Below are 24168 nucleotides of genomic sequence, written 5' to 3' on the forward strand. Positions count from 1 at the left end.
GCCTGTGGCATTGCCCCTAAAACTGTATTTTCAGTTATTCGGACCTCCGAAGGCGGTACAAATAGGGCGCTTTATTGGCCGCTCCAGTGAACTTCTTTTCCAGTCGTTCCAGTACATTCTGTTCCAGGATCTTCTTGGGGAAATTATTGGCAGCAAACCCTCGGTCATAGATCGCTTCATAAAGTTGCTGGACCTCTTTCATGGTAAACACCTCGGGTAAAAGGTGGTAGGCAAGTACCTTCTGATCCAGAAACAGGCGCAATGTTTCCAACGCACTTTCCACAATTTCGTTGTGATCCATGACCATCAAGGGCAATTCCTTAATGGAATACCAACCGATCGATTCATCCAGTTCAATCTTCTGAAGCCTTACCTGACTGATATCCACCAGGGCATAAAAGCCAATTGAAATAAATCGCCGGGTGAACCAGTCATACTCTTTCCGGTTGAATCGCCGATCCCCCAGTTTTTCGGCATTCAACTCAATGAGTCGCTCCAGAAAGCCTTTACTGGTACGGGTCGTACTGCCAAATACTCTAAACTGATCCAGATACACATCCTTAATACCTGTTCGGGCTTCCAGAATTCGACCAGCAGCCTCATCAAGATTCTCGTCCTGATAGACAAATCCACCGGGTAAAGACCAAAAATCACCCTTGAAATCTAATTTGGGAATGAGCACCTTGAGTTGACCATCCTGATAACCGAAGATGACACAATCGACCTGAAGCTGTGGGATATAGTTTTGTTCGCTGGGAGAATGCATGTACGGATAGATTGGTAAACAGCTATAAGTGAGTATATAACTGACAACAAAAATCAGATCATTCGCCACCTGTAAATGATCGGTACGGCAATCCAAGGGTCAGTCGGTACGCCCTGTTCATCATGGTGATACAAAGGTAAAGAATTATAAAAATATTATTATCTATTTTTTAGATAATAAAGAGATTTCACGCTTATCTTTGTGAGCATAGATCTGGCTGAAGCCCAATTAACCGTTGAGGGTTGTCCATTAATAGCCAGCACCTTGCACGAAATATGAAAGAGACGATACATCTGCTGGCTAGCCTGCTCATCATAACCATGAGTGGAAGCCGAATTTATGGTCAAACCACTCCAGCCAGCGACACCCTGTTCAAAGCTCCTTATATTGATCAGGATGAATGGCGCGATAAACCAGTGCGTCATCACTATATGCATGGCGGATTCAAGGGAACCGATACTCGCTTCTCGTTTTATTTTCCCTCAAAAGAACAGTACCAGGGCCGGTTCTTTCAGTACATCACCCCAGTGCCGGACAATGAATATTTATCCCAGGGTGCTACGGGAGAAGGAGATAAGATTGGCTTCTCGATTGCCAGTGGTGCCTACTTCATAGAAACCAATGGGGGTGGTAAGGCAGCCATGCCTGGTCCTGGGGCTAACGCCAGCATTGGCGCTTACCGGGCCAATGCGGCTGTTGCGGCCTATTCAAGAGTGGTGGCGACCAAGCAGTTTGGCGGAGGCCGACCCTATGGCTATGCGTTTGGGGGCAGTGGCGGGGCCTTTCGGACCATCTCCTCCATTGAAAATACGAATGGTGTCTGGGATGGAGTTGTCCCTTACGTGTTGGGTTCGCCAATGGCCCTGCCCAATGTATTTACTGTCCGCATGCACGCCATGCGGGTATTACAGCACAAGTTTCCTCAAATCGTGGACGCCCTTGAGCCAGGTGGTAGCGGGGATATGTATGCCGGTCTAAATGACGAAGAACAGGCCGCTCTGCGCGAAGTAACGAAGATGGGATTTCCGCCCAAAGCCTGGTCTAATTACCAGAAGATGGGGATTCATGCGTTTCCCGCTATATATCCTGCCTTAACAGCTATCGATAAAAAATACTTTTCTGACTTCTGGACCGTTCCCGGCTATCTGGGAGCCAACCCGCCAGCTTCGCTGCTTGGTGGGCGAATTCAGCAGGTGAGTAAAATAAAAACGAGTATTACCCAGGAGCAGGCCATCAAACTTGGTCTGGTTCAAGGGCCTTTGCCGGGTGAAGCCCATGGTACAGCTGATGCGGCCTGGAAAGCGATTGGTGAAAAAGGCGGAACCATGCCGGTAGCTTTTCAACTGGATTCCCCCTTGCCTGCCGTTCAGTTTCTGGGTGGTGAATTGATCATCAAGAGCGGTGCCGCAGCAGGCAAAACGTTACTGCTGACCCAGATAGCTGGCGACAAGGTTGTGCTGGGCACTAATGATCTAAAACTTCTGGCCCAGATTAAGTCGGGCGATGAAGTGCAGGTTGATAATTCTAATTTTCTGGCTGCTCAAACCTATCACCGGCACCAGGTGCCGGGAAAAGATTATCCGGTATGGGATCAGTTTCGGGATGCAACTGGCAAACCGATCTATCCCCAGCGTCCCATGCTGATTGGCCCGTTGATGGCGATGGGCGCAACGGGCACCTTGCAGAGTGGAAAGTTCAAGGGTAAAATGATTCTGGTCGAATCGCTTTGGGATACCGAAGCATATCCCTGGCAGGCGGACTGGTATCGATCGAAAGTAAAAGAAACGCTGGGTGACAGTCTGGACAACCATTTCCGGCTTTGGTTTACCGACCATGCGAATCATGCCGACTATATACAACCCGGCGATCCGACGCATATTGTCAGTTATCTGGGTGTCTTACAACAGGCCCTGCGTGATTTGAGCTTATGGGTTGAAAAGGGAGTAGCGCCACCCGCCAACACCACCCATGATGTGGTGGATGGTCAAGTGGTCGTTCCAGCCAGTGCAACAGCCCGTAAAGGTATTCAGCCGGTCATCGATCTGCGGGTCAACGGAAGGAAACAAATCGAGGTTCCTACAGGTCAGCCGGTCAATTTCATGGCACAAATCGAAGTGCCGCCCAATACGGGAAAGGTGGTGTCGGCAGAATGGGACTTTGAGGGAGTTGGCACATTTCCGGTAAAGGGGAAGCTAGAGTCGGCTACCAAAGCAGGCTCCCCCACAACGGTGAAAGCAACCTATACCTTTTCTAAACCAGGAACTTACTTCACCATCCTGCGAGCAGCATCCCAACGTCAGGGCGATACTAAAACACCTTATGCACGAATCAAAAACCTTGATCGAGTGCGCGTTGTGGTTAAGTAGAAAAATAGCTTCGGGCTTAGTATTGTTCGTTTGGGTTCTAACAAATAAGGACGTATTCTCACAAAGTGCTCCTAGTTGAGATGGCAAATTCCTCATCGTTTTGCTTTAAAAATAGGCGTGGCTGTTGCACACCCCAACGACAAGTCGTAAAATACTCAAAGGCACTAACTTTGCTTAATGCCTTTGAGTATTCATATTCACCATAACAATCCGTATTCATTACTCTACTCCGTTCGCAAACTCTTTACCGGGTTGGCTATGGCTGCTTTGATCGATTGAAAGCTTACGGTTGCCAAGGTTATCATCAACGCACCTATACCTGCTCCTGCAAAAACCCACCACGATAAGGTTGTTCTGTATTCATAATTCTGCAGCCAGTTGTTCATGAAGTAGTAAGACAGCGGAACCGAAAAAAGGAACGAAAAAACAACCAGGAACATAAACTCTTTTGATAACAAATTCCAGACAGAAAAAACGGAAGCACCCAATACTTTCCTTAAGCCAATTTCTTTTTTGCGCTGCTCGGCAACAAACGAAGCTAAGCCCAGCAAGCCAAGACAGGCGATGAAGACAGCCAGCGCTGCGAAGAAGGCAGCCAGGTTACCAATACGCTGCTCATCAGAAAATTTTTGAGCATATTCTTCGTCAATAAATGTATAATCAAACGGTGCAGCTGGATTATATTTTTCAAACACCTTCGCTAGTTTACCCAGCGCATCGGGCAAGGGTATGCCTGCTTTCATGCTTACATAGATTACATTAACCCAGCCTGGGTTCACTAAAAAAATGGTTGGCGTTACAGGTGCATACGGCGATTCCATCACCATATCGTTTACAACACCAACTACGATTAAATTCTTATCATCTTTTCGGATGGTTTTGCCCACAATATTTTTCAGGCCGGTGAGTTTTACAGCGGCTTCATTCAGAATGATGGAATTGCTGTCATTAAAATCTTTCGAAAAATCACGTCCTTCTTTTAGCTGCCAGTGGATGGTTTTACCATAGTCCTGCGTGACACTGACGGTACCGAATGATGGCTGTGTTGCCGGGTCTTTCCCTTCCCAGCTATAGCCAATTTGACTGGACCACACACTGGTTACAGGGCTGGATGATTCGGCCATATTTTCAACCACATTGGTGGCCAGTAAATCGCTACGCATGGCATCGTAATGCCCGAAGAGGTCAGGGGTTGTCATATACACAGCGAGTAAGCTTTCGCGGTTATAACCAACCGGGCGATTCTTGGCAAATTGTATTTGTTTATAGACGATGATGGTGCCGATAACGAGGGTAATGGAAACGCTGAACTGTACGACCACTAATACTTTACGGGGCAGCGATGCAAACCGGCCAACACGGTATGTGCCTTTTAAAACGGTTAGCGGGTCAAAACGGGATAGATAGAAGGCGGGGTAACTGCCTGCAAGCAATCCTGTACCTATCGTAAAGCCGACGCATACGATCCAGAAGAAAACATGGCCCAAAGGCAATGTCATTTGCTTATCTGAAAGTGTATTGAACAGCGGCAATACTAACTGCGCAAACAGGAGAGCGAATAAAAAGGCAATACCCGCAATCAACATGGCTTCACTTAAAAACTGGCTTACCAACTGATTTTTTAAGGAGCCAACGGCTTTGCGGACGCCCACTTCTTTACTGCGTTTTTCACTGCGTGCAGTAGACAGGTTCATGAAGTTAATACAGGCAAGCAGCAATACAAAAATGCCAATGATGGCAAACAGATTGACAAATTGTATTCGGCCACCAGCTACTTTACCATTCTTAAATTCACTGTATAGCCGCCAGTTATTCATAGGCTGGAGTACCAGCTCTTCTTGACCATCGCTGGCGGCATTCAAATGCGCCATGGAAGTCAGCTTTATCTTCGCTGTTTCTTTAGTAATATCAACATGATCGTTCAACTGCACGTAACACTGAAAAGACTTATTGTCCCAATGCTTCATCGATTCTTTCACCCAGTCAACCATGCTCACATATTTACCCCACGGTATAAATAGTTTGGCTTCATTCAGGGTGGTATTATGCGGCAGGTCTTCATAGACACCGGCAACTGTATAGTTGGCCTGGTTATCAATTCGCAGCACTTTATTGAGAGGGTCAGCATCGCCAAATAACGATGTTGCGACCGATGCGCTCAACAAAATAGATGACGGGTCCTCTAGACCGTTGATGTTTCCTTTCAGCATGTTTAGGGTAAGCATAGACGGGAAATTTGCTTCCACCCACATGCCCTTCGCCGTAATTTTTTTGTCGCCAGCGGCAAGTTCACGGCTCTGGATCATCGATGCCATGCTCACGTTTTCAAAGTCGCTGCCATAGTTGGCACGCAGCTCATTGCCAAGGGGCGATGCCACAAACCGATTGGTGGTTAACTCACCGCCATTTCTTACCAACGTGGTCATTACCTGCGCAAGCCGGTCATGGTTTTTGTGGTAATGGTCATACGTAAGCTCGTCCCAAATCCACAAGCTGATTAGCATGGCCACAGCCATGCCTGCTGCCAGACCAAGGATAGTAATGGACGAATACCCTTTGTTTTTCCAAAGGTTACGCCAGGCGATTTTAAAATAGTTACGAATCATGTCAGGATTAATTAGTGGTGACGAGGAGTATTCAGGGGTAATGAGAGGGCGGGTGGTAGCGGGTCGCTTCGGAAAGAAACCCCTCTGCCAGTGGGCCAGCCTGGCCAATCGACGCCGTAGGTAATAGGGTCGAATGACTTTCAGGGCTTCCAGACCATACCACCAACGAGCCCGCCGGGGACCGACCTGGTCAAGCCGCTGGGCAAACTGCTCCTGCAAATCCCCCTGCAACTCTTCCAGCAGTTCCGTGGGCGTCAACCAGCTGAGCAGGCGGTCGGCCCAGCGGGGCGGCCCCTGCGGGTTGGGTGAAGGCTTGTTCATGGCTTAGGAAAAGAAAGGAGTGGGTAAGGCCTCCCAAAACCCCATCCGCAGTTGACGCATCTCCCGCAGCACTTGATGACCATCCGCCGTCAGGGTGAATAGGCGTTTACGCCGTCCGCCCCTGGCCAGGGTAGCTCCGCCTAAGACCGAGCCAACGAGGCCTTTTTCCTCCAGGCGATACAAGACCACATGCACCCCCGTGACGGACGTGGTTCGTTGGGTTCGTTGCTTGAGTTCATCGGCAATCGAGACGCCATAGGCGCCAGTGGGTTGTTGTTCCAGGAGGGCAACAGCGAGTAAGACCAACTCTTCAAACTCCCCCAGGTAGGTTCGACTCATAACAAACAGTCTAAAAAAGATATATTTCTTTAGTACTTGTTGAACAAATAAAATGCCAATTATGCAACTGGCTATTTGTCAGATATATAGCCTGATGAATAGTGAATACATGTCCGAAACCGTACAAAAGCTGTCCGGTAATAGATCAGCATGGATCGTTTATATGACCTTCGATTTACACAGGACACATTCTCCTAAAAGGCTCCCAAGTGTAAGGGTGGACTATTCAATAAAATAATTTACCGTTCACACATCCGTAAGGAGTTTACTACCCTGAGTTAAGTAATATTAGGAGATACCACAATCTTAATAAACTTAATCACTCCTCATATGTCTACACGTACTACTTCTCGGAGACTTGCCTGGTTAATCGGATTGTTGCTCCTTGTCTACTGCAATTTGAAGGCGGAGGTTAGGCTTACTTTCACCAAGACCGATTCAATTCAGTCTACAAAGTCTTTTAGTGAACCAAATACGGCTATCGACCCCACCCCCATTAGCCTTACGGCTATCGCTGGAGTGCCGTTTAAGTACAAGATACCGGCCCTACTGCTCCCTACTAATACGATCTACTCCTCACTAGAGCTTCCCGGCAATGGATTACGAATATCCTATGAAACGTATCCTCCCTCTATCGTCGGCGCGCCAAACGCCACGGGCGTCATGAACCTAACCATCAATGCGCACAATGTTGTGAATAATGTGGAGAGTTCAGCCTGGGTACCCATTACCATCACAGTCATTGCCCCAACTCCCATCAGCCTGACGGCTACCGCTGGGGTGCCATTTAAATACAAGCTACCAGTCCTACTGCCCCCCCAAGGCACTGCCTACACCTCGTCAGAGCTTCCTGGCAATGGCTTGAGATTATCGTATGAAACTATTCCCGCTTCCATCGTCGGCGCGCCAAACAGTACGGGTGTTATGAACCTGACTATCAATGCAAATATTACTGTGAATGGTGAGCCAGAGGTAGCTTGGGTACCCATCTCCATCACCGTGATTCCGCCCACTCCTATTAGTCTGACGGCCACCGTTGGGGTGCCATTTCATTACAAAACACCACTCTTGCTGCCTGACATCAGTACACAATACACTGCTAATGGACTGCCTAACAATGGATTGAGTTTGTTTACCGCGACGACTGAGCCTTATATTACGGGTACACCTACCGCCAGTGGCGTGATGAACCTGACGCTCAACGCACACAGTAATGTGAATAGTCAGGAGGAATCGGCCTGGCAACCCATCATCATTACCGTCAATCCATCAGCCACTAGCTTCGCCATTACCGGCGTCAACCTCATTAGTTGCCAGACCATCTCGGCCAACCAACGACTACTCACCTTCAACCCCCAATACGTGGGTACCACGGGGCAGCCCATCATTTTTACCGTCTATCAGCAGCTCCCCCTGACCTCCCAACCAGGACCCTACAGCCTCAATCTCGACTCCAGCAATCCAATCATTACCCTGATTGCCCAGCAGAACGGGGTCCTCACCAGCTATAACTATCAGTGGCTGGCGGCCTGTAACAACTCTACCCCCAACCGACCCCCAACCACCACGGGGATTCCCCCACAGACGGCACAGCCAGGGCAAGCCTACCAACTCAGCTTGGCTAACTATTTTACCGATCCAGATGGAAACCCCTTAACCTATATCGTATCCGGTCTTCCCTCGACGCTGAACCTAACAGGGGTCATCATTAGTGGTACACCCTCCGGCACGGGCAGTTTTCCCATCAGTGTAACGGCGGTTGATCCAAGTGGCTTGTTTGTCGCCACCAGCTTCCAACTCACCGTGAACGGGACTACTCCACCAAATCAGCCTTTTACTTTAGTTAGCCTCACCACGAATGGGTGTCAGAATCTGGGAGGCAATCAGTGGCAGGTAACATTTACTCCTCAGTATACAGGGCTGACGGGTGAGTCAATCGTGCTGGCCATGACCAATGGAACGATTACGACTCAGGCTGGTCCTTATAGCCAGACCTTATCGACGACTGAGCCGCTACTAACGCTGATTGCCCAGCAGGGCAACACGACCTCGGCCTATAACTACTTCTGGCTGGCGGCCTGTACTGGGGGTGCCCGGCAGGGAGCCAGTGAGATCAGCAACGGCTTACAGGTTAAGGTGTTTGGGAATCCAATCCAGAGTCAGCAGGTGGACGTAGAAATTAGTGGCGTAATCGGGAGTTGGGTAGAGGTGACGGTCATGGACCTTCAGGGCCGAAGCCATCACCAGCAGCGGTTGGAATGGCCCAGTGATGGGGAACGGATCAACCTACCAGTAGGCCAGGGAGCAGGTACGCATCTGGTTCAGGTACGCACGGAGGGTCAGGTTCAAACGGTAAAATTGATCAAGAGCCGGTAAGATTTGTTTAGCAGAGAACAGACCCGCCTGAACTAAATTGGCGGGTCTGTTTTTAGCATGAAATCTGCCGATCAAACTTCCTATCTGTAAGTATTGGGCATTAATTCGCCAATAACGCTCCTCCTTGCGACGAAGTAGTTGTCATGTATGTGCTTCTTAAATAGGGCATTTCTTAGTACACTACCGTTTTTACCCACAACAATAGTGCACGGTTCACCAAAGCTGAAAGTTAACTCATTGACAAGAAGCGATCTGCTGGCCCGAGTCTTCCTATAGATGCTTTCTTTATTAGGTACTCAGGTCAACTACTGGTAGTCAGGCAGTACAATCTCATCTTCCTGGCTTTCTTTCTCGGATTTAGTAGACGTAAACAAGCCAAACACCTCCTGAACGGGCTTGCTGGCGACAATACCCGCCACCGTGTTTAACAACGAAACGCCCAGCTGTGTCCGCGGATACACCAGCCAGGGGACACCGGGTGGCAATTTCTGCACAGCCTCCACGTAGGGGCGCATGCGTTTCTCATAAGCCACAAAGGCCGCCTGATAGTCCTGGTGGCTAGCCAGCTCACCGGCCAGCAGGTAAGCCCCCACCATGGCCAGGGTCGTGCCTTTTCCCGTTAGGGGCGTGGGGCAATAGGCAGCATCTCCGATCATGGCCACGCGGCCGTCAAACCAGCGGGGAGCCTTAATCTGCCCCACCTTGTCGAAGTATACATCGGCCGTATCATCCAGGGCGCCTACGATCCGCTCGGTTTCCCAACCCGCCCCCGCTAACTTATCTTTAAGCATTTGTTTCTGCTCGGCAGCAGAAAGGTTGTCATAGGCTTGCTCAGCGGCCATAAAAGCCACGGATGCTCGCATCGTACCCTGTTTATCAGGACGCAGCATCACGATTCGGCGGTCAACGGCAGTGTACCAGCGCCACCAATCATTGTCGGTCTTCTGCCGGGGAATAGTCAGGTACGCCGTATAGAGGCCTAAATACTTGAATACAGGCTCTTCACCAAACACCAGTCGGCGGGTACGCGAGCGGATGCCATCAGCGGCAATGACAAACTGGAAAGTGTCGGTCTTGCCGCTCGAAAAGGTGACATTCACCTGATCGGGCCGCTGTTCCAGAGCCGTGATCGAGTCCCCAAACCAATAGGTTACGTTTTGTTTGGTGCGCTCGTAGAGGATGCTCACCAGATCGCCCCGGATAATCTCTAATTCCTGAGTGCCACTCATGGCCCCGTCTTTAGGAAAGGCCGCGACCACCTGATTATCCTGACCGATGAGCTGAAGTCCCAGCTCCCCTGTATTAGCCGCCCGGATATCGGCTTCAATGCCCATTTTCTGAGCAATGAGCTGGGCGGGACCATTCACGTCAATGTTCTGGCCACCCAGTCGTAGGGCGGGTGCCCGTTCGACTACTGTGACGTTGAATCCGTAGTGAGCCAGCCAGTAGGCCAGCGTGGGTCCCGCAATGCTAGCGCCAGATATAAGAACTTTCCTGGCTTCTGAATTTATCATATGCGTGTAAATGAATTTCGAGTTGATCGAATCGTGGCGCAAACACGCGGGATTGAGTTTATACGCCTAATAAGGTCAATTGGTAGAGTAATAAGGCAGTATGTATGGCCCAGGCCACCTGCCATCCGTATCAACTAAGCGCCTGCCTAAAGGTTCATCTTCCAGAGAAACAGCTCGGTCGCTTAAGAACAAAAATTTGAAGAAATCACCCCCTACTTCGCTAAAAACGAGCGAACCGCCTTTTGTATGGTAGCCGATTCACAGCTAATCACCATATGCCCACAAGCGCTATCGAGTTTCACTAAGGGTACCTGTAAAAACTGGGCCAGTTCGATGGCCCCGTCCGGGGTGACCATATGGTCTTGAACGCCGACGATGACCAGCAACTGGGCTTTGATAATCGATCGTAACTCCGCCATCGGTTTGCCTCGGTAAATATCCATGCCAATCATCGCCCGGAGTTGGGAGGCCCAATCATACGGGTTTCGTTTCCTATAACTTTCCTCCTGTTCCTGAATGAAACCCGGCGCAGCCTCCGATTTTAGGTGTTCCCGAAAATAAACGGGGGTTGTCAGAACTAACTCATGGAGCCTACCTACCGTTCGCATGGCTTCGGCGGAGAAATTTCCGCCTTCTAAAATGCGAAGTTGCGTGCCCCACTGTACTAGATCATAACTACCTTGTTTAGGCGTCCCAATAATGGGAACTACTTTATCCATAAAATCGGGATAAGTCACTAGCCACTCGAAACATTGCATGCCCCCCATCGAAATGCCCATTACGGCCTGTAAATGCGATAGCCCTAACGATTTAGTCACCAGTATATATTCACTACGAACCATATCCCGGATGCTGAATTGTGGAAATAGGGCTTCTGCCTGGGTTGGGCTATTGGATGGTGAGGAGGAAATACCATCCCCCAAGGCATCAACGACAATAGTAAAATACTGCGTACTATCGGCTATGCCTCCTGGGTTGGCGACAAAGGACACGTTGGCAGAAGTCCCCCCGAACCAGGTTGGTACCAGAATGGCGTTTGAGCGAGTCGCATTTAGTTTTCCAAACGTTCGGTAGCCTATTCGACAACTCCGAATAAGTTGACCATTCTCTAGTTGAAAATCACCAATATCAGCAAAGCGTTGCTGAGCCGCCAGTTGATTTGTCAGTAGACACAAGTTGAGGAGAATAGGCATCCACTTCACCCAACAAGCCCGCCTATTGATCGGCAACTGCTGACGATATGGGATCATTCGAGAAACGGTCTTTTTCATAGCATAGCCTTGCCAATAGAAATCTATTCAACAATTGGCGATCAAATCTGGGAAATAATCTCGAAAAGTTAACATTTTCTGTTTCAGGCCATTGAATAGCCCAAATCGGAATATTACAGGATCATTTGGAACCTCTTAAGGCTCATTGATAGTTGCCCCGATTTGCGTATTCTCACTAAAACGCTCCTATGTGAGACGAAGAAGCGTTCATGTATGTACATCTCAACTGGGACGTTTAATGTGATTTGGACCTGAATACCCGGACACAAAACTTAGTTAACCGCTTGTACCGATGAGTAGGATAGATTTTATCGATACAATGCTTCTTAGACATTGTACCTCTTATACACTATGCTTTAGATGATAAATCGTAAAGTTCTTGTATATCTATTGATTACTTTCACCTGGACTTGGACAAACTGGTTTATTGGCTTACAGTATATAGCCAAGGAACTGAATCAAGTGACTACCGATCAGTTTGTTCGCTGCTTTTTCCTGGGCGTCTATGGTCCTGCTCTTGGGGCTATTCTGACCACAGCCTATTTTGGCGGTGTTCAAGGAACAATTGCACTGCTTAAGAAACTAATTATCTGGAAAGCACCACTGACCATCTACGCGGTCATCGTTCTCGCTCCCATATTGGTTTTAGGCATGGGGATCGCCTTATATGCCTGGTTCGTTGGCCCTGTTGGCCCCGTTGATACGCATGCTTTTGCGGTCATTCCCAATCTATTGCTTGCCTCCTTAGTGGCAGGTCCTTTAGGCGAAGAATTGGGTTGGCGAGGTCTGCTACTACCGGAATTACAGACTAAATTTTCCGCGTTGAAAAGCAGCTTACTCATCGGCATTAGTTGGTATGGCTGGCATCTTCCTTTATTCTTTGCTCCCTTTGGCACCCTGGTAAGTGGTCAACCGCTCAGGCTTATTCCATTGGTAATCTACCTGGCCTTTGTTATTTGCCTTTCCTGCGTTTACACCTGGCTAGTCAATAATTCGAATGGGAGTGTGCTGATTGCCATTCTCATTCACCTATCGATTAATGCTGGCATTGCGCTATTATTTTTCCCTGCGTTAAAAGAGGGGGCCAAAACGTGTTATTTTTTAGCTACGCTACCGCTTATACTGATCACCTTGTATCTGAGTAAACGAACCGGTTTTACGGCGACCCTTAGCTCAGATTGATATTAAAGAGAAGCAAGTCAAGTATGGAAAAGCCCCAGTGAACATACTACGTCGATAAGCGGTTCGATCCTTCTACTCCTGCCTGAAGCAAATGAACTGTTACTTTATTGAACCCGGATTAACTGAACGCCCAGTACAGGACGACCATCAGCCGTAACGCCCTGGATCACCACACGTACCGTTCGCACTACGTCCGATAGCGGAAACCGTAACTGGCTGTGTCCCTGGCTATCGGTCTGCATGAGTGGTTTCCAGTATAAAACATCCCGGTAATCGACGGGGCCGGAAATGGAGTCAGTGGCTACTTCTGTATTATAGCGTGGAACGTAGAATTCGCGCTGTACAGACGGGTAACCAATAAATTGAATGGGCTTCATACCCTCTCTGGGTGTCGCGCTTCCCTGCATGGATCGTGATCTTTTTGTGTAAAAAGCAATGACTCCGTTTCCTCCCCGAGCCCCGTATGTACCCGTCGTAATGGCGCTTTTCAGTACTTCGATACGCTCAATATCGGTTGGGCTGAAGAAAAACAAAGCAGTTCCATCTGGATCCTCTATGGGCATACCATCCATCAAATACAATGGTTGTGAAGACAGGCTAAAACTATTTGCTCCCCGTATAGATACCCTATAACTACGCGGTACTGCAGCCCCTTCTCGCCTAACCGTCACGCCTGTTAATCGTCCCTGAAGCATTTCGTATAGATTCTGGAAGGCTGGCGATTTCTCATCAACCACAATAACGGCATCGGCCTCATTGTGCAAACTACGCTGTTGAATATCCTCGGGTCTTTTATCGAATTTCTGCGCTCGAACCGACACTTCTTGCAGCACTTTCGCCGTTTTGTCCCGGTAAAAATCAGTGTTTGCTTCCTGCCGAAGGCGAGCCGCTTCCAGTTGGGCGCGCAACGTTGACCAGTTTGGCACAATTGTTAGTTTACTGGATTCCCATCCTTTACCGGTGGCTTCCTGAACTAGAAAAGCTTCTTTGCTAGAAATGTTTCTTAACTGACGATCAGTGATTCGCGTCAGTAATTGTATCGTATCGGTAATAGCCATTCCCGCCAGTCGAAAGCGCCCCTGTTCGTCAGCGCCAGCCGATTTTGCGAACGATTTCCCGAGGCCTATCGATGCTACAATAATCTGTGCATCGGGTATGGGTTGATTTTTTTCATTCACAATACGCCCCCTGAGCGATACACCACCCAGCGAATCCGTTTCGGGCGTGCCACTGACCCGTCGCCAGCCCTGTGTCAGCAGCAGGTCGTCCAGCGCTCGTCGAGTTTCGGCAGATGGCTTCATGACGTATTGGTTGGGGTTTTCGATACGTCCCCGAAGCTCTCCCGTTAGCAACAAGTGTGTTGACAAGGCAGCATCGGCGGTATCACCAGGCACTTTATCGGCATCGGTAATCGACGCTGATAAAGCGGCTAACGCTGGCAATCCGTTATCGCTCAGATTGAGGCTCAGGCTAACCTGTTCGCGAGGCTGATAACGGGTTTTGTTGAATCCCATCAATACCCGTACTGGCGCAGTGAATTCGGGCACAAAAACTAATCGCTCAGCTTGAGGCTTAGCGATGGCATCATACAGGGTGATTTGCGCCAGACCCGGCAACCAGCTCATCATGGGCAAGCTTATCTTCGCCACCCCATTTTGCAGGAGAATTTTTCGCTGATCGACCACACGGCCATGTTGTTGAATCAGAATATACGCGGAGTCGATAACGGCCCGATTAGCGCTCAGTATGGTCAAGGCCAGACGGGTTGTATCGCTGATCGCATCGGCCGAAAACAACAATCCTTCCGTTTCGGGTTTGGGCAAAGCAACGTGTTGCGACTGATTGTTGTAGGTTAGGTCGGTGTAGTAAGTTCGTTGTGGCTTTGGCTCCATCGACACGCTGGTCATCCCCTGCTGATTGGTCTTGAAACGAACAACTTCAGCTCCCAGGTCGTCGACGATACGTCCTGCGATGGACAAGCCATGACCATTGGACTGGACAATTTTCACCCCCAGACGCGCTGGCAATCCGGCAATCCAGCGACCACCTTCCGGCAAAATCTGAACATCTAGAGGCTGAGGAACAGAATCACTACGTACCGATACCTCGTTCCGTAACAGGTTATAGATCGTCACCGACCGCTCGAAAGCCGGGCGTCGCTGGGCGTCATCCTCATCGGTATAGGCACGCAAGCGATACGTTCCCGTCATGAGTGTATCCGACAGGCGGAAATTACCTTCGCCCCGTCCGTCAACGATACGCACCCACTGGTGTTGCACGAGTTTACCGGTTGCCGCAAGCAGGTCAACATGTATAGCCGTTTCGCCAGTGGCTCGTTGGTGACTAGCCGCGTCGAGGAAGTATGTGCTCATCCAGAGTCGATCGCCAGTGGTGTAAAAGGGTTTATCGATGTGCACAAACAAGGTAGGAGCCAGCAACTTGAATCGCTCGTTGAAGGCCGTCGTGATCCGTTCCAGGCGAGCGTCGGGTGGTGCAAGTTTTCCCGGTGTAACCAACTGGTTACCTGGCTGCGATTCCTTCTCATTGCCTTCGGGTTTCCAGTCGGCGGGCAACATAGTCGATAGCCGATCATTCCCCATCGAGCCTTTCGCTTCCATGCCTTCCGGCATTGTAATAATCCCATCGACAGTCATTTGCAGCTGCCCACTAGGCAGTCTCATTTCTGTATAGGCGTAACGAGCATCGGGATAGGGCGAGAAACCCGAGGTCGCATTCGTATAGAATACGATCAGTTTCATGGGCGAAACCAATTTACGTTCAGTGGCTAATCGACCGGGTTGAATCAAGGTAGCCGTTTTAATGGGAACCAGCCGTTTGTAGTCGCTAACCGCAGCAGCCAGGGTAATAGACCGCCGTTCGAGGGAGATCGGCTTAGTTAGATCTTCCTGATAAACCAGAAAGCCTGACTGCTCGAATGTATTGTTAATTAGGCTGGCCATCAAATGCCGGATGGAGCCTTTGTAAGCCATCAGTCGGTTGCGCTGAAACCGGCTGGCTTGCCGTTCATTCTCAGGTTTTACTTCTTCGAAACGGGCAGTTCCCGCCGAATAAACATTGCCTGACGTAGCAGCATCGAAATGTTGCAGGTCATAAATCAGTCGATAACCCAGCGCCTGATTATCAATAACTAACGGCTCATTAGCCGTTGCGTACAGATGATCTTTATCTTCTTTAAAATTGAGAACTTCGCTGTTGACCAGCAGACACTGTGAGCCAAAGGGTTCGCCGAAGAGTTGCTTTTTAAACTGACGCAAATGCCGCTCCCATTGCTTGGGATTTCCCCGTACGGTTACGGCATCCAGCGTTTGTTCACTCGGTTTAAGCGGGAAATTGGCTTTCTGGGGCGCCGTATTATCGAATCGAATTTTTTGCGTAGTCGGCTGATACCCAACAAATGACGCGGCTATTTCGACCGTACCCAGTGGAATCCCAGCAAGGGTATACGCTCCTTTTTCATCGGTGACAGCCCCTCGCGTGCTGCCATTGACATAGACGTTGGCAAACGGCATGGGTTTTCCCGTCGTGGCATCGGTTACGTAGCCGGTCAGAACGACTGTCGTTTGTCCTTGAGCCAGTAGGGTCGATCCTAAAAGTAGAACGGCCGTTATCCAGCCGATGAAGAACGAGTAACGCATAGTCAGTTAGTAAATTACCCGCTCGAAAAAGAACTCCGTTACGTAATTATACCTATGGCTGTACCAGGCAATAGATTGCCAGTAAATGAGTTGGAGTGATCATCAAAACCGCCCCTTCCAGCCTACAACGGCACTTTGACTACAACTTTCTGCCTTTTGGCTAAAATGATTTTGCTCTGGCTACTGACTTTTGCATCAACAAAAAAGTCAAAGTCATGAACATCGTATTAACAGGCTCCCTGGGTAATATTGGCAAACCGCTCTCCCAGGAATTGGTACAAAAAGGGCACGCCGTTACCGTCATCAGTAGCAACCCGGAACGACAAAAAGAGATTAAAGCTATAGGCGCAAAGTCCGCCATTGGTACCATGCAGGACACCAATTTTCTGGCCCAAATCTTTACCGGCGCCGATATTGTTTACCTTATGGAAACGATGGAGGCCGTTGGGGATAGCTTTGATAAATCTGTTGACTTTATTGGTGAGATCACCCGGATTGGTCAGCACTACAAGCAGGCAATTGAGCGCTCGGGCGTCAAGAAGGTGGTTCACCTGAGCAGCATTGGAGCTCATATGGATCAAGGGAATGGCATTCTTCTTTTCCATCATAACGTAGAGCAGATCCTGAGGCAGCTACCGGCGGAAGTCGCCATCAAATTTATTCGTCCCGTTGGCTTTTATAGCAACATGCTTTCGTTTATACCCACCATTAAACGTCAGGGAGCCATTATTTCTAACTATGGGGGTGATACAAAAGAACCGTGGGTATCGCCAGAAGACATTGCTACTGTAATTTGCGAAGAAATGGACAAGCCGTTTGAAGGTCGTATGGTTCGCTACGTGGCCAGTGATGAAGTATCGCCCAATGAAATCGCCGACGCGTTAGGCAAAGCCATTGGTAAACCGGACCTGCAATGGAAGGTCATTTCCGATGAGCAACTCTTGACTAGCTGGCTGACTATCGGATTTAATGAGCAGGTAGCCAAGGGCTTTATCGAGCTGCAGGCCAGTCAGGGTAATGGCAACTTGTACGAGGACTATTACCGTAACCGGCCAACGCTGGGTACCGTAAAGCTGGCCGACTTTGCCCAGAATTTTGCCCGAGCTTACCACAACGACTAATCATTGATAACCATACAGTAGCCATGTCGACCGTTCAGCGCATTAAAACCATCAGTGAGTTTCACCGGCTCAGGGGCCTGCCGAAACCCGAACATCCGCTCATTAGCGTGGTCAATTACAGCGCTATCCAGCGCACACCGGAAATGAGCTCTGTAAGTTGGGTGCTGAATTTTTATCAGATTTCCATCAAACGGGGCGTGGCTGCCAAGCTTAAATACGGTCAGCAGGCATATGATTTTGATGAAGGCGTCATGTTTTTCATTGCACCTGGTCAGGTGTTCCGCATTGAAGCCGATCCAACCCTGAGCAGTCAGCGTTCGGGTTGGATGCTACTGATTCATCCAGACTTTTTGTGGAATACGCAACTGGCCAGGACCATCAAACAGTACGAGTACTTTGATTATTCGGTGGCGGAAGCTCTGTTTCTATCCGATAAGGAAGAGACGACCATTAATACCATCATTGAAACGATGCGCCAGGAGTACCATGCCAATATGGACAAATTCAGTCAGGGGATCATCATCTCCCAGCTAGAAACCCTGCTGGGCTATGCCGAGCGATTTTATCATCGTCAGTTTATCACCAGAAAAATCAGTAACCACGCGATTCTGGGCCGGCTGGAAGACATCCTGTCGGATTATTTCCGACAGGATGAGTTGGCAAAAAATGGGCTGCCCAGTGTGCATTACCTGGCAGAGGCCCTTACCGTTTCGCCAAAGTATTTGAGCAGTTTGTTAAAAGTGCTGACCGGGCAAACTGCCCAGCAGCATATTCATGAAAAGCTTATTGAGCGGGCGAAAGAGCAATTATCCACCACTAATCTTTCGGTTGGCGAGATTGCCTACGCCCTGGGTTTTGAGCACCAGCAATCCTTCAGTAAACTGTTTAAGGCAAAGACCCAGCTTACCCCGTTGGCATTCCGGCAATCGTTTACCGAAAATTGACGGCTATTGTTGAACTAACTCAATCATATCTGCCAACCAGCGTCATAATTGATCTGGCTTCAAGCTGGATTTCTTTGGAAGAAACAATCGATTTGGCCAGCGTTTTTGTTTCAGTCGTTTTATAACAGTCAAAACGGCCATGACGAATCGTTAATCCATGAAGCGGTAAGGTTATTGGATCAGCTGTCATGTTGATGCAAACCACTACGATTTGCCTGGAACGCATGTCCTTATAAGCCGATATCATACACTGACCAGCCTCTTGTCTGGGATCACTATTGGCAAGCTGGACGGCTACCCGCTTCATACCAGGTCGCACAAACCGAGCGTAGTTGCCAAACGCCCAAAGTTGTTTTGACTCAATCACTTGCCCATCCTGTCGGGCGTTGTCGTGCTTAGTGTAGGTACCATCAGGCCCATTGATATACACCAGTCCATCGCTGTAATTGTACGGATTGATAGCCAGCCACCATTGCCACGACGTTACATTACTTACTGTCAGGTCGTTATGAATAACTTTGGCAACATATAGGCCGTAATCTATGTCTGTGTGGCGGGGGCTGCCGTTGTAGCGCCCACAGATGTCGCCTAGAACACCGAACTCACTTTGCCAGAGCATCGGATTGCCGACTGCTTTAGCGCGTTGGGCCACTTTCTGTCGAACAGCCACTAGCACCGAATCCGAACAGGTAGTGAAGTAGCTGTGATACGCCCAAATCGGTTCAACGTTGGGCAGTTTGGTTAGCAATGCCCCCTGTTTTCCGGCAAAAAAGTAATCCAATTGGTTACCACGACCGCTTTCAGCTTTTTCGTAGAGGAAGTTGAGCTGTCCCGCTTCACCGGTCACTACAGTCGTCGGGGCTTTTTTAGCGGCCAATTTTGCCGATAAGGCTTTCGTGACGGCAGCAATATCGGCATTTTCGGCCGGTGAACCTTCCTGCCCGGCTTTACCGTTTTTTCCGGCTGTCCAGTCCCACTGCGGTTCGTTGATGGGACTCAGGTAATCGAACTTAAAATGATGAGCCACCGTCACTAAAAAATCAGTGAAGGCTTCCATAGCACCAGGCTTGAGATTAATCGACTTGCCTCCTGACGAAAAAGCTTTGCCATTTAGGGTCATCTGTACGGGGGGAGAGTTGGTGAAGCCCAGTGTGTAGCGCACCCCCCGTTGCCGGGCTGCCTGCAAAAACCACTGACTTCCGCCCTGTTTGGTCCAGTCGAAACGACCCAGGTTATCGACAAAACATTCCTCTCGACGCCACGGATCACCAATGTGGCTGCTGTCTCCCTGTTCATAGCTCCCTGCGCCGATATTCATCCGCCATAACGACAGGCCAATTCCCCTGGGCTGACCATCAGGTAGCGTATCCAGACTAAACAACAAGTCAGCAATATGATTTTTCTTCCTTTCATCGTGCCATTTGCCAATAAATTTAGCCGACCAGCAGTCCGATGCGCCAAAACTATGGATAGTCTGAAATTCTTCCCGTAGGTTAATAGTTACTGATCTCCCAATACGTCGAGGCCGATGAGTCGTTTGGCCCGGTGACTCAATGATTCTGACAGAGCTACTTAGGCTGATAAAGACAATCAGGGCGAGCAGACTAATTTTAACCATACTTTTCATTGCCCATAGAGGCTTTCATGTAGTCGATATGATGGGCTACTTCAATCGGTTGATCTGCTCGTAATAATATTTTTTGGTTTGACGTACAGAGGGGAGATTACTCGGCTTATCTTCTGCGTCGCGCTCTACATAAATAGGACCGTTGAAGTTCTGCCGTTTCAACTCCTGAAAAATGGCCGGAAAATCTAACACGCCCGTGCCAACAGGTACATCTTTTAAGCTAGGATCATTATAGGCAGCAATGTCTTTTAGGTGTACGCCAATGACATGTCCCTTTAGTTTTTTTAAGGCATCCACCGGATTGATACCGCTCTTGGGCCAGTGTCCTAAGTCGGCACAGGCACCAAAGTTGGGATGATTTTTTAACGCGGCTAATACCGAATCGGGGTGCCAATATTGACTTACTCCTTTCCAGTGTTCATGGATGGCTACTTTCATCCCGTAAATGCCGGCTAAGCTGTCGATTTCATCCCACAGGTTTACCGGAGGCTCGGCAGTGACAAATTTGGCGCCAAGTTGTTTAGCAATCTCAAATTGTTTTTTCCAGGAATTAACCGTTTTATCCCCGACTATATAGACCGATTCGGCCTGTAAACGTCGCTGATCTATCATTTTTCTAAGTTTGGCCATGCCTCCTGGCGAGAGCTGAAGCATCAACGAATCGTTTAAGGCAGGCCCAGCTTTATGAAATGTATTAGGCTCAATGTAGGTTATGCCTGCACTATCCACTTTCGCTAATGCATCCTGGAAATTAACCGTATGGAACGTCCAGAGAGCAACGCCGAATTTCCATTTATTGACTCCCTTCCCTGTACCAGAGGTTGAGGCATCCTGTCCAAAAGCATTGAATGAGGCTACGATCAATAAAATGATTAGCAGATGGATTTTCATAATCAATTTGACTTGTCTTGTTATATAATGCAAAGAAGAATCCTGCGCTTTATATCTATTGAATCACGACTAATTAGAAGGCAAGCTCTGTCATATACCTACTATAAAACACCTAAATGCTGCTGGGAGCATACCCGTACTGTTTTTTGAAGGCATACGAAAAATGTGATAAGTTTTCAAAACCCACCTCCAGATACACATCTACGGGTCTTCGCTTCTTTTCTGTGATTTGATAATGAGCCAGCGCCAGCCGTTTTTGAGTCAGCCATTTCTGCGGTGACGTATAGAAGGCTTTCTTAAAATCCCGCTTGAACGTAGTCAAACTTCGACCGGTTAAATAACCAAACTTGTCCATGGGCATATTGAACATAAAGTTCTTTTCCATGAACTCAGCCAGGTTGATTTTTCCCGGCTCCTCCACATTACTGATGGTGTTGAATACTTCCTGATCTATCAGTTTCAGAATCGAAATGGCTTCATCCACCTTTGCTTCGGCCAGGCTTTCAGGTAATTCGTTTTTCAGGTTGAAATATGGCACCAGCGAATTAAACAAACTGTCTAGCAACGGATGGGCTGCCATGCATTTAATACCGGTTCTCGGGGACGGGTGAATCGGCTTTATATGATGCTTTATGGCGTACTGCTGCATGGCTTCCGGGGTTAGGTAAATGGCGACTGATTTATAGGGTCTGCCGTCTTTGCCTGTCTTCCATACCTTGGCCAGATCGTTGCGGGGAAAGAAAATGGTATCACCCGCCCCAATGACATAGGTGATATCGGGCAGGATGATTTTCATCTCGCCCGATATCATTCGGATCACGGTATTCTTCTCCACAATCAATTCATCCCGGTAATATTTCTCGTCTGTGCAGGTCAGAAAAATATTGGCCTTGGAAACCGATTGTGTAGTATGCGTTATCATACGGACAAAAGTAGTCGATTAATAGGTACCGGGTTGCATGTTGGCCAGCATCGGTATCGCTGCCGGTTTAACCCCATTGATCTCAATGCCACCGTGCTGCATCATTGGGATCATGTCCTTATACTCGGCCAGAAATGTTTTGGGCGGTGTAGAAAGGGCATCCAGTGAAGCTATTTCTTCGGCGGTTAGTGTCACATCGGTAGCGGCAATATTGGATTCCAGTTGTTGCTCATTGCGCACACCAATGATGGTTGAGGTAACGCCGGGCTTGTTGTTTACCCAACTCAAGGCTACAGCCGCTACATTGGTGTTGTGGATTTCAGCTATGCGTTGCAGTTCGTCGATGATTTGTAGTGCATTTTCGGTAGGTGGATTGCCGCCATTACGGTCTTTCCATCGACCATCTACATTCCCGACATTGGCTCGGGTATATTTGCCAGAGAGCAACCCATTTTTTAACGGACTCCAGGGAGTAATGCCTAAGCCTAACTCCAGAGCCATTGGTACAAGTTCGTCCTCGACGGTTCGTTGCAATAAGGAATATTCGATTTGCAAGCCAATAAATGGGGTCCAATCTTTGAAATATGCGGCCGTTTGTGCCTGTGCAATCTTCCAGGCAGGCGCATCGCTGACGCCGATATACCGGATCTTTCCACTTTGTACAGCCCGATCTAGCGAGCGCATAGTTTCTTCCATTGGGGTCAGAAAATCCCAGGAGTGAATCCAGTACAGATCAATGTAATCGGTTTGCAGTCTTTTTAATGAATGCTCCAGGTTAGTCATCAGCGATTTGTTGCCTGTGCCGCCGGTGTTTGGATTGCCGGGAAACACATTGTTGGCAAATTTGGTCGCAATCACCGTTTCTGTCCGTAGCGAGGAATGCCTACCGATCACATCGCCGATAATGCGTTCCGAATGGTTATTGGTGTAAATGTTGGCAGTGTCAATAAAATTGCCGCCTTTCTCTACGTAGGCGTTGATCATTCGGGTGGATTCATCCACGCTGGCACCCCAGCCCCAGTCTTCGCCAAAGGTCATAGCTCCCAGACAGAGCGGACTTACTTTCAGCCCAGATTTCCCTAGTATTCGATACGATTGTAATGACATTGTTGAGTTGGTTTTGTTATCTGATTGGTCATTCCTGTTAATTGCTCCATAGTCTATTTTACTTTGGTGTGGCAAAATTAGATCGGTATTTAACGGGCGGGTTTGTTTAAAAGGCCGATTTTACTTTGTTTAAAAGGCCTTTCACAATCCACCTCCGATTGGGAGAAGTATAGACATGGATCGATCCATCGAAAAGCGATTAGGAGGCTTTTGTTTGGGTAGTTCTGAAAAATCGTGGTACCCGGATTGTGGGTATGGGAGTTACATGGCTGGAAGAGTTGTGCGACAGCTACGGGTATTTTTTGAGATTGTCACGTTTTGAGTAATGCGCCTAAAGTTTTCGTACTTTGGCTGAATCGCTAAAAAACACCGCAGTATCTTCTTCAGTTAAGAGAGACGAATGGACACGTTAATCAAAATATTGGTGGTAGAAGATGAAATGCTCATTGGGGCAAAAATCTCTATGCTGCTAACCAATCTAGGGTACGAAGTAGCGGGTATACTACCCCGTGGTGAAGAGGCTATTGTGCACGTAGAAGAAAACCGACCCGATATTATTCTGCTCGACATCAATTTAAAAGGGAAGATGGATGGCATTGAGACAGCTTCCCGTAGAGGCTAACATTAAAAAGTATGAGACCGTTTAGGATAATATTATGAATAAGGGAAAGCTGGAGGAGTTCAATGAGACAAATTTTTCCCCGACTGTACTATTTCATATGGCCCCTGAGAACGTGGTCGGAATTAATGATGCGAGAACCTATTACGGGCACTTCCTCACCGGTTTCTCCAGTATTAAATTTAAGATTAAAGAGGTATTTGGACAAGGGAACAAACTCACCAAGCATTGGGTGTTTAGCGGAGTACATACCGGCGACTTTTTTGGAATACCCGTTACTGATTTGCCAGTAACACTACAAGGGTCAACGATAGTCCGTATGGAAAACGGAATTATTATGGAAGAGCAGGATTTCTTCGACAACCTGGACTTACTAACCCAGCTTGGGGTATACTAATACGAATTGCCAACAAAATACCAGAAAGCGTTCTGCTCAAAATCACCAGTTTTTGCAAAACAAGGAAGCAAGTCCCTCAAGGGGCCTGCTTTTGAACTATCTGAAGTTGCCGACCTACTGTCCGTTTCTGTACTCAAGTTTGT

The 24168-nt window shown here is 48.4% G+C and carries 17 protein-coding genes; 7 read left to right on the forward strand and 10 right to left on the reverse strand.

Annotation, left to right across the window (positions count from 1 at the left end; genetic code table 11):
• Nucleotides 1-34: 34 nt before the first annotated feature.
• Nucleotides 35-766 carry an NUDIX hydrolase gene (locus tag GO755_RS27125; protein WP_157588450.1) on the reverse strand — a complete coding sequence of 244 codons (732 nt, stop codon included), beginning with the start codon at nucleotides 764-766 and terminating at the stop codon, nucleotides 35-37.
• A 275-nt stretch (nucleotides 767-1041) separates the two neighbouring features.
• On the opposite strand from GO755_RS27125, the gene GO755_RS27130 reads away from it, so the two are divergent.
• Complete coding sequence (locus GO755_RS27130; protein ID WP_157588451.1) at nucleotides 1042-3132, forward strand: PKD domain-containing protein; 2091 nt, start codon at nucleotides 1042-1044, stop codon at nucleotides 3130-3132.
• Nucleotides 3133-3356: 224 nt separating this feature from the next.
• Here GO755_RS27130 and GO755_RS27135 read toward each other — a convergent pair whose 3' ends face one another.
• A complete protein-coding gene (locus tag GO755_RS27135; RefSeq protein ID WP_157588452.1) occupies nucleotides 3357-6059 on the reverse strand; it encodes an ABC transporter permease in 2703 nt (900 codons plus the stop codon).
• A gap of 3 nt (nucleotides 6060-6062) precedes the next feature.
• On the reverse strand, nucleotides 6063-6398 hold the full coding sequence (locus GO755_RS27140) for a PadR family transcriptional regulator (RefSeq protein WP_157588453.1): 336 nt from the start codon (nucleotides 6396-6398) through the stop codon (nucleotides 6063-6065).
• Between the two features lie 330 nt (nucleotides 6399-6728).
• Here GO755_RS27140 and GO755_RS27145 point away from each other — a divergent pair, with 330 nt between their 5' ends.
• Nucleotides 6729-8774 carry a hypothetical protein gene (locus GO755_RS27145; protein WP_157588454.1) on the forward strand — a complete coding sequence of 682 codons (2046 nt, stop codon included), beginning with the start codon at nucleotides 6729-6731 and terminating at the stop codon, nucleotides 8772-8774.
• 305 nt (nucleotides 8775-9079) lie between these two features.
• Here GO755_RS27145 and GO755_RS27150 read toward each other — a convergent pair whose 3' ends face one another.
• Both GO755_RS27150 and GO755_RS27155 read right to left on the reverse strand, forming a co-directional pair.
• A complete protein-coding gene (locus GO755_RS27150; RefSeq protein WP_157588455.1) occupies nucleotides 9080-10288 on the reverse strand; it encodes an FAD-dependent monooxygenase in 1209 nt (402 codons plus the stop codon).
• A 212-nt stretch (nucleotides 10289-10500) separates the two neighbouring features.
• Nucleotides 10501-11559, reverse strand: coding sequence for an alpha/beta fold hydrolase (locus GO755_RS27155; RefSeq protein ID WP_157588456.1), 1059 nt, complete (start codon nucleotides 11557-11559; stop codon nucleotides 10501-10503).
• A gap of 360 nt (nucleotides 11560-11919) precedes the next feature.
• Here GO755_RS27155 and GO755_RS27160 point away from each other — a divergent pair, with 360 nt between their 5' ends.
• Nucleotides 11920-12741 carry a CPBP family intramembrane glutamic endopeptidase gene (locus GO755_RS27160; protein ID WP_157588457.1) on the forward strand — a complete coding sequence of 274 codons (822 nt, stop codon included), beginning with the start codon at nucleotides 11920-11922 and terminating at the stop codon, nucleotides 12739-12741.
• 104 nt (nucleotides 12742-12845) lie between these two features.
• On the opposite strand, the gene GO755_RS27165 is transcribed toward GO755_RS27160, so the two are convergent.
• On the reverse strand, nucleotides 12846-16397 hold the full coding sequence (locus tag GO755_RS27165; protein WP_157588458.1) for a carboxypeptidase-like regulatory domain-containing protein: 3552 nt from the start codon (nucleotides 16395-16397) through the stop codon (nucleotides 12846-12848).
• Nucleotides 16398-16612: 215 nt separating this feature from the next.
• Between GO755_RS27165 and GO755_RS27170 the strand changes: the two genes are divergently transcribed.
• Complete coding sequence (locus GO755_RS27170) at nucleotides 16613-17518, forward strand: SDR family oxidoreductase (protein ID WP_157588459.1); 906 nt, start codon at nucleotides 16613-16615, stop codon at nucleotides 17516-17518.
• A gap of 23 nt (nucleotides 17519-17541) precedes the next feature.
• Nucleotides 17542-18462 carry a helix-turn-helix domain-containing protein gene (locus GO755_RS27175; RefSeq protein ID WP_157588460.1) on the forward strand — a complete coding sequence of 307 codons (921 nt, stop codon included), beginning with the start codon at nucleotides 17542-17544 and terminating at the stop codon, nucleotides 18460-18462.
• 19 nt (nucleotides 18463-18481) lie between these two features.
• On the opposite strand, the gene GO755_RS27180 is transcribed toward GO755_RS27175, so the two are convergent.
• The 4 genes from GO755_RS27180 to GO755_RS27195 form a co-directional block, all read right to left on the reverse strand.
• Nucleotides 18482-20089: a glycoside hydrolase gene (locus GO755_RS27180; RefSeq protein ID WP_157588461.1), complete on the reverse strand. Its 1608-nt coding sequence runs from the start codon at nucleotides 20087-20089 to the stop codon at nucleotides 18482-18484.
• Between the two features lie 36 nt (nucleotides 20090-20125).
• Nucleotides 20126-20980: a sugar phosphate isomerase/epimerase family protein gene (locus tag GO755_RS27185; protein WP_157588462.1), complete on the reverse strand. Its 855-nt coding sequence runs from the start codon at nucleotides 20978-20980 to the stop codon at nucleotides 20126-20128.
• A 112-nt stretch (nucleotides 20981-21092) separates the two neighbouring features.
• Nucleotides 21093-21902, reverse strand: coding sequence for a helix-turn-helix domain-containing protein (locus tag GO755_RS27190; protein ID WP_157588463.1), 810 nt, complete (start codon nucleotides 21900-21902; stop codon nucleotides 21093-21095).
• Nucleotides 21903-21920: 18 nt separating this feature from the next.
• Nucleotides 21921-23009, reverse strand: coding sequence for an aldo/keto reductase (locus GO755_RS27195; RefSeq protein ID WP_157588464.1), 1089 nt, complete (start codon nucleotides 23007-23009; stop codon nucleotides 21921-21923).
• Between the two features lie 400 nt (nucleotides 23010-23409).
• On the opposite strand from GO755_RS27195, the gene GO755_RS27200 reads away from it, so the two are divergent.
• On the forward strand, nucleotides 23410-23631 hold the full coding sequence (locus GO755_RS27200; RefSeq protein ID WP_157588465.1) for a response regulator: 222 nt from the start codon (nucleotides 23410-23412) through the stop codon (nucleotides 23629-23631).
• 34 nt (nucleotides 23632-23665) lie between these two features.
• On the forward strand, nucleotides 23666-24025 hold the full coding sequence (locus GO755_RS27205) for an ester cyclase (RefSeq protein ID WP_157588466.1): 360 nt from the start codon (nucleotides 23666-23668) through the stop codon (nucleotides 24023-24025).
• The last annotated feature ends 143 nt before the right edge of the window (nucleotides 24026-24168 follow it).

Origin of the sequence: Spirosoma arboris (assembly GCF_009754945.1) — a bacterium.
Taxonomy (GTDB): Bacteria; Bacteroidota; Bacteroidia; order Cytophagales; family Spirosomataceae; genus Spirosoma; species Spirosoma arboris.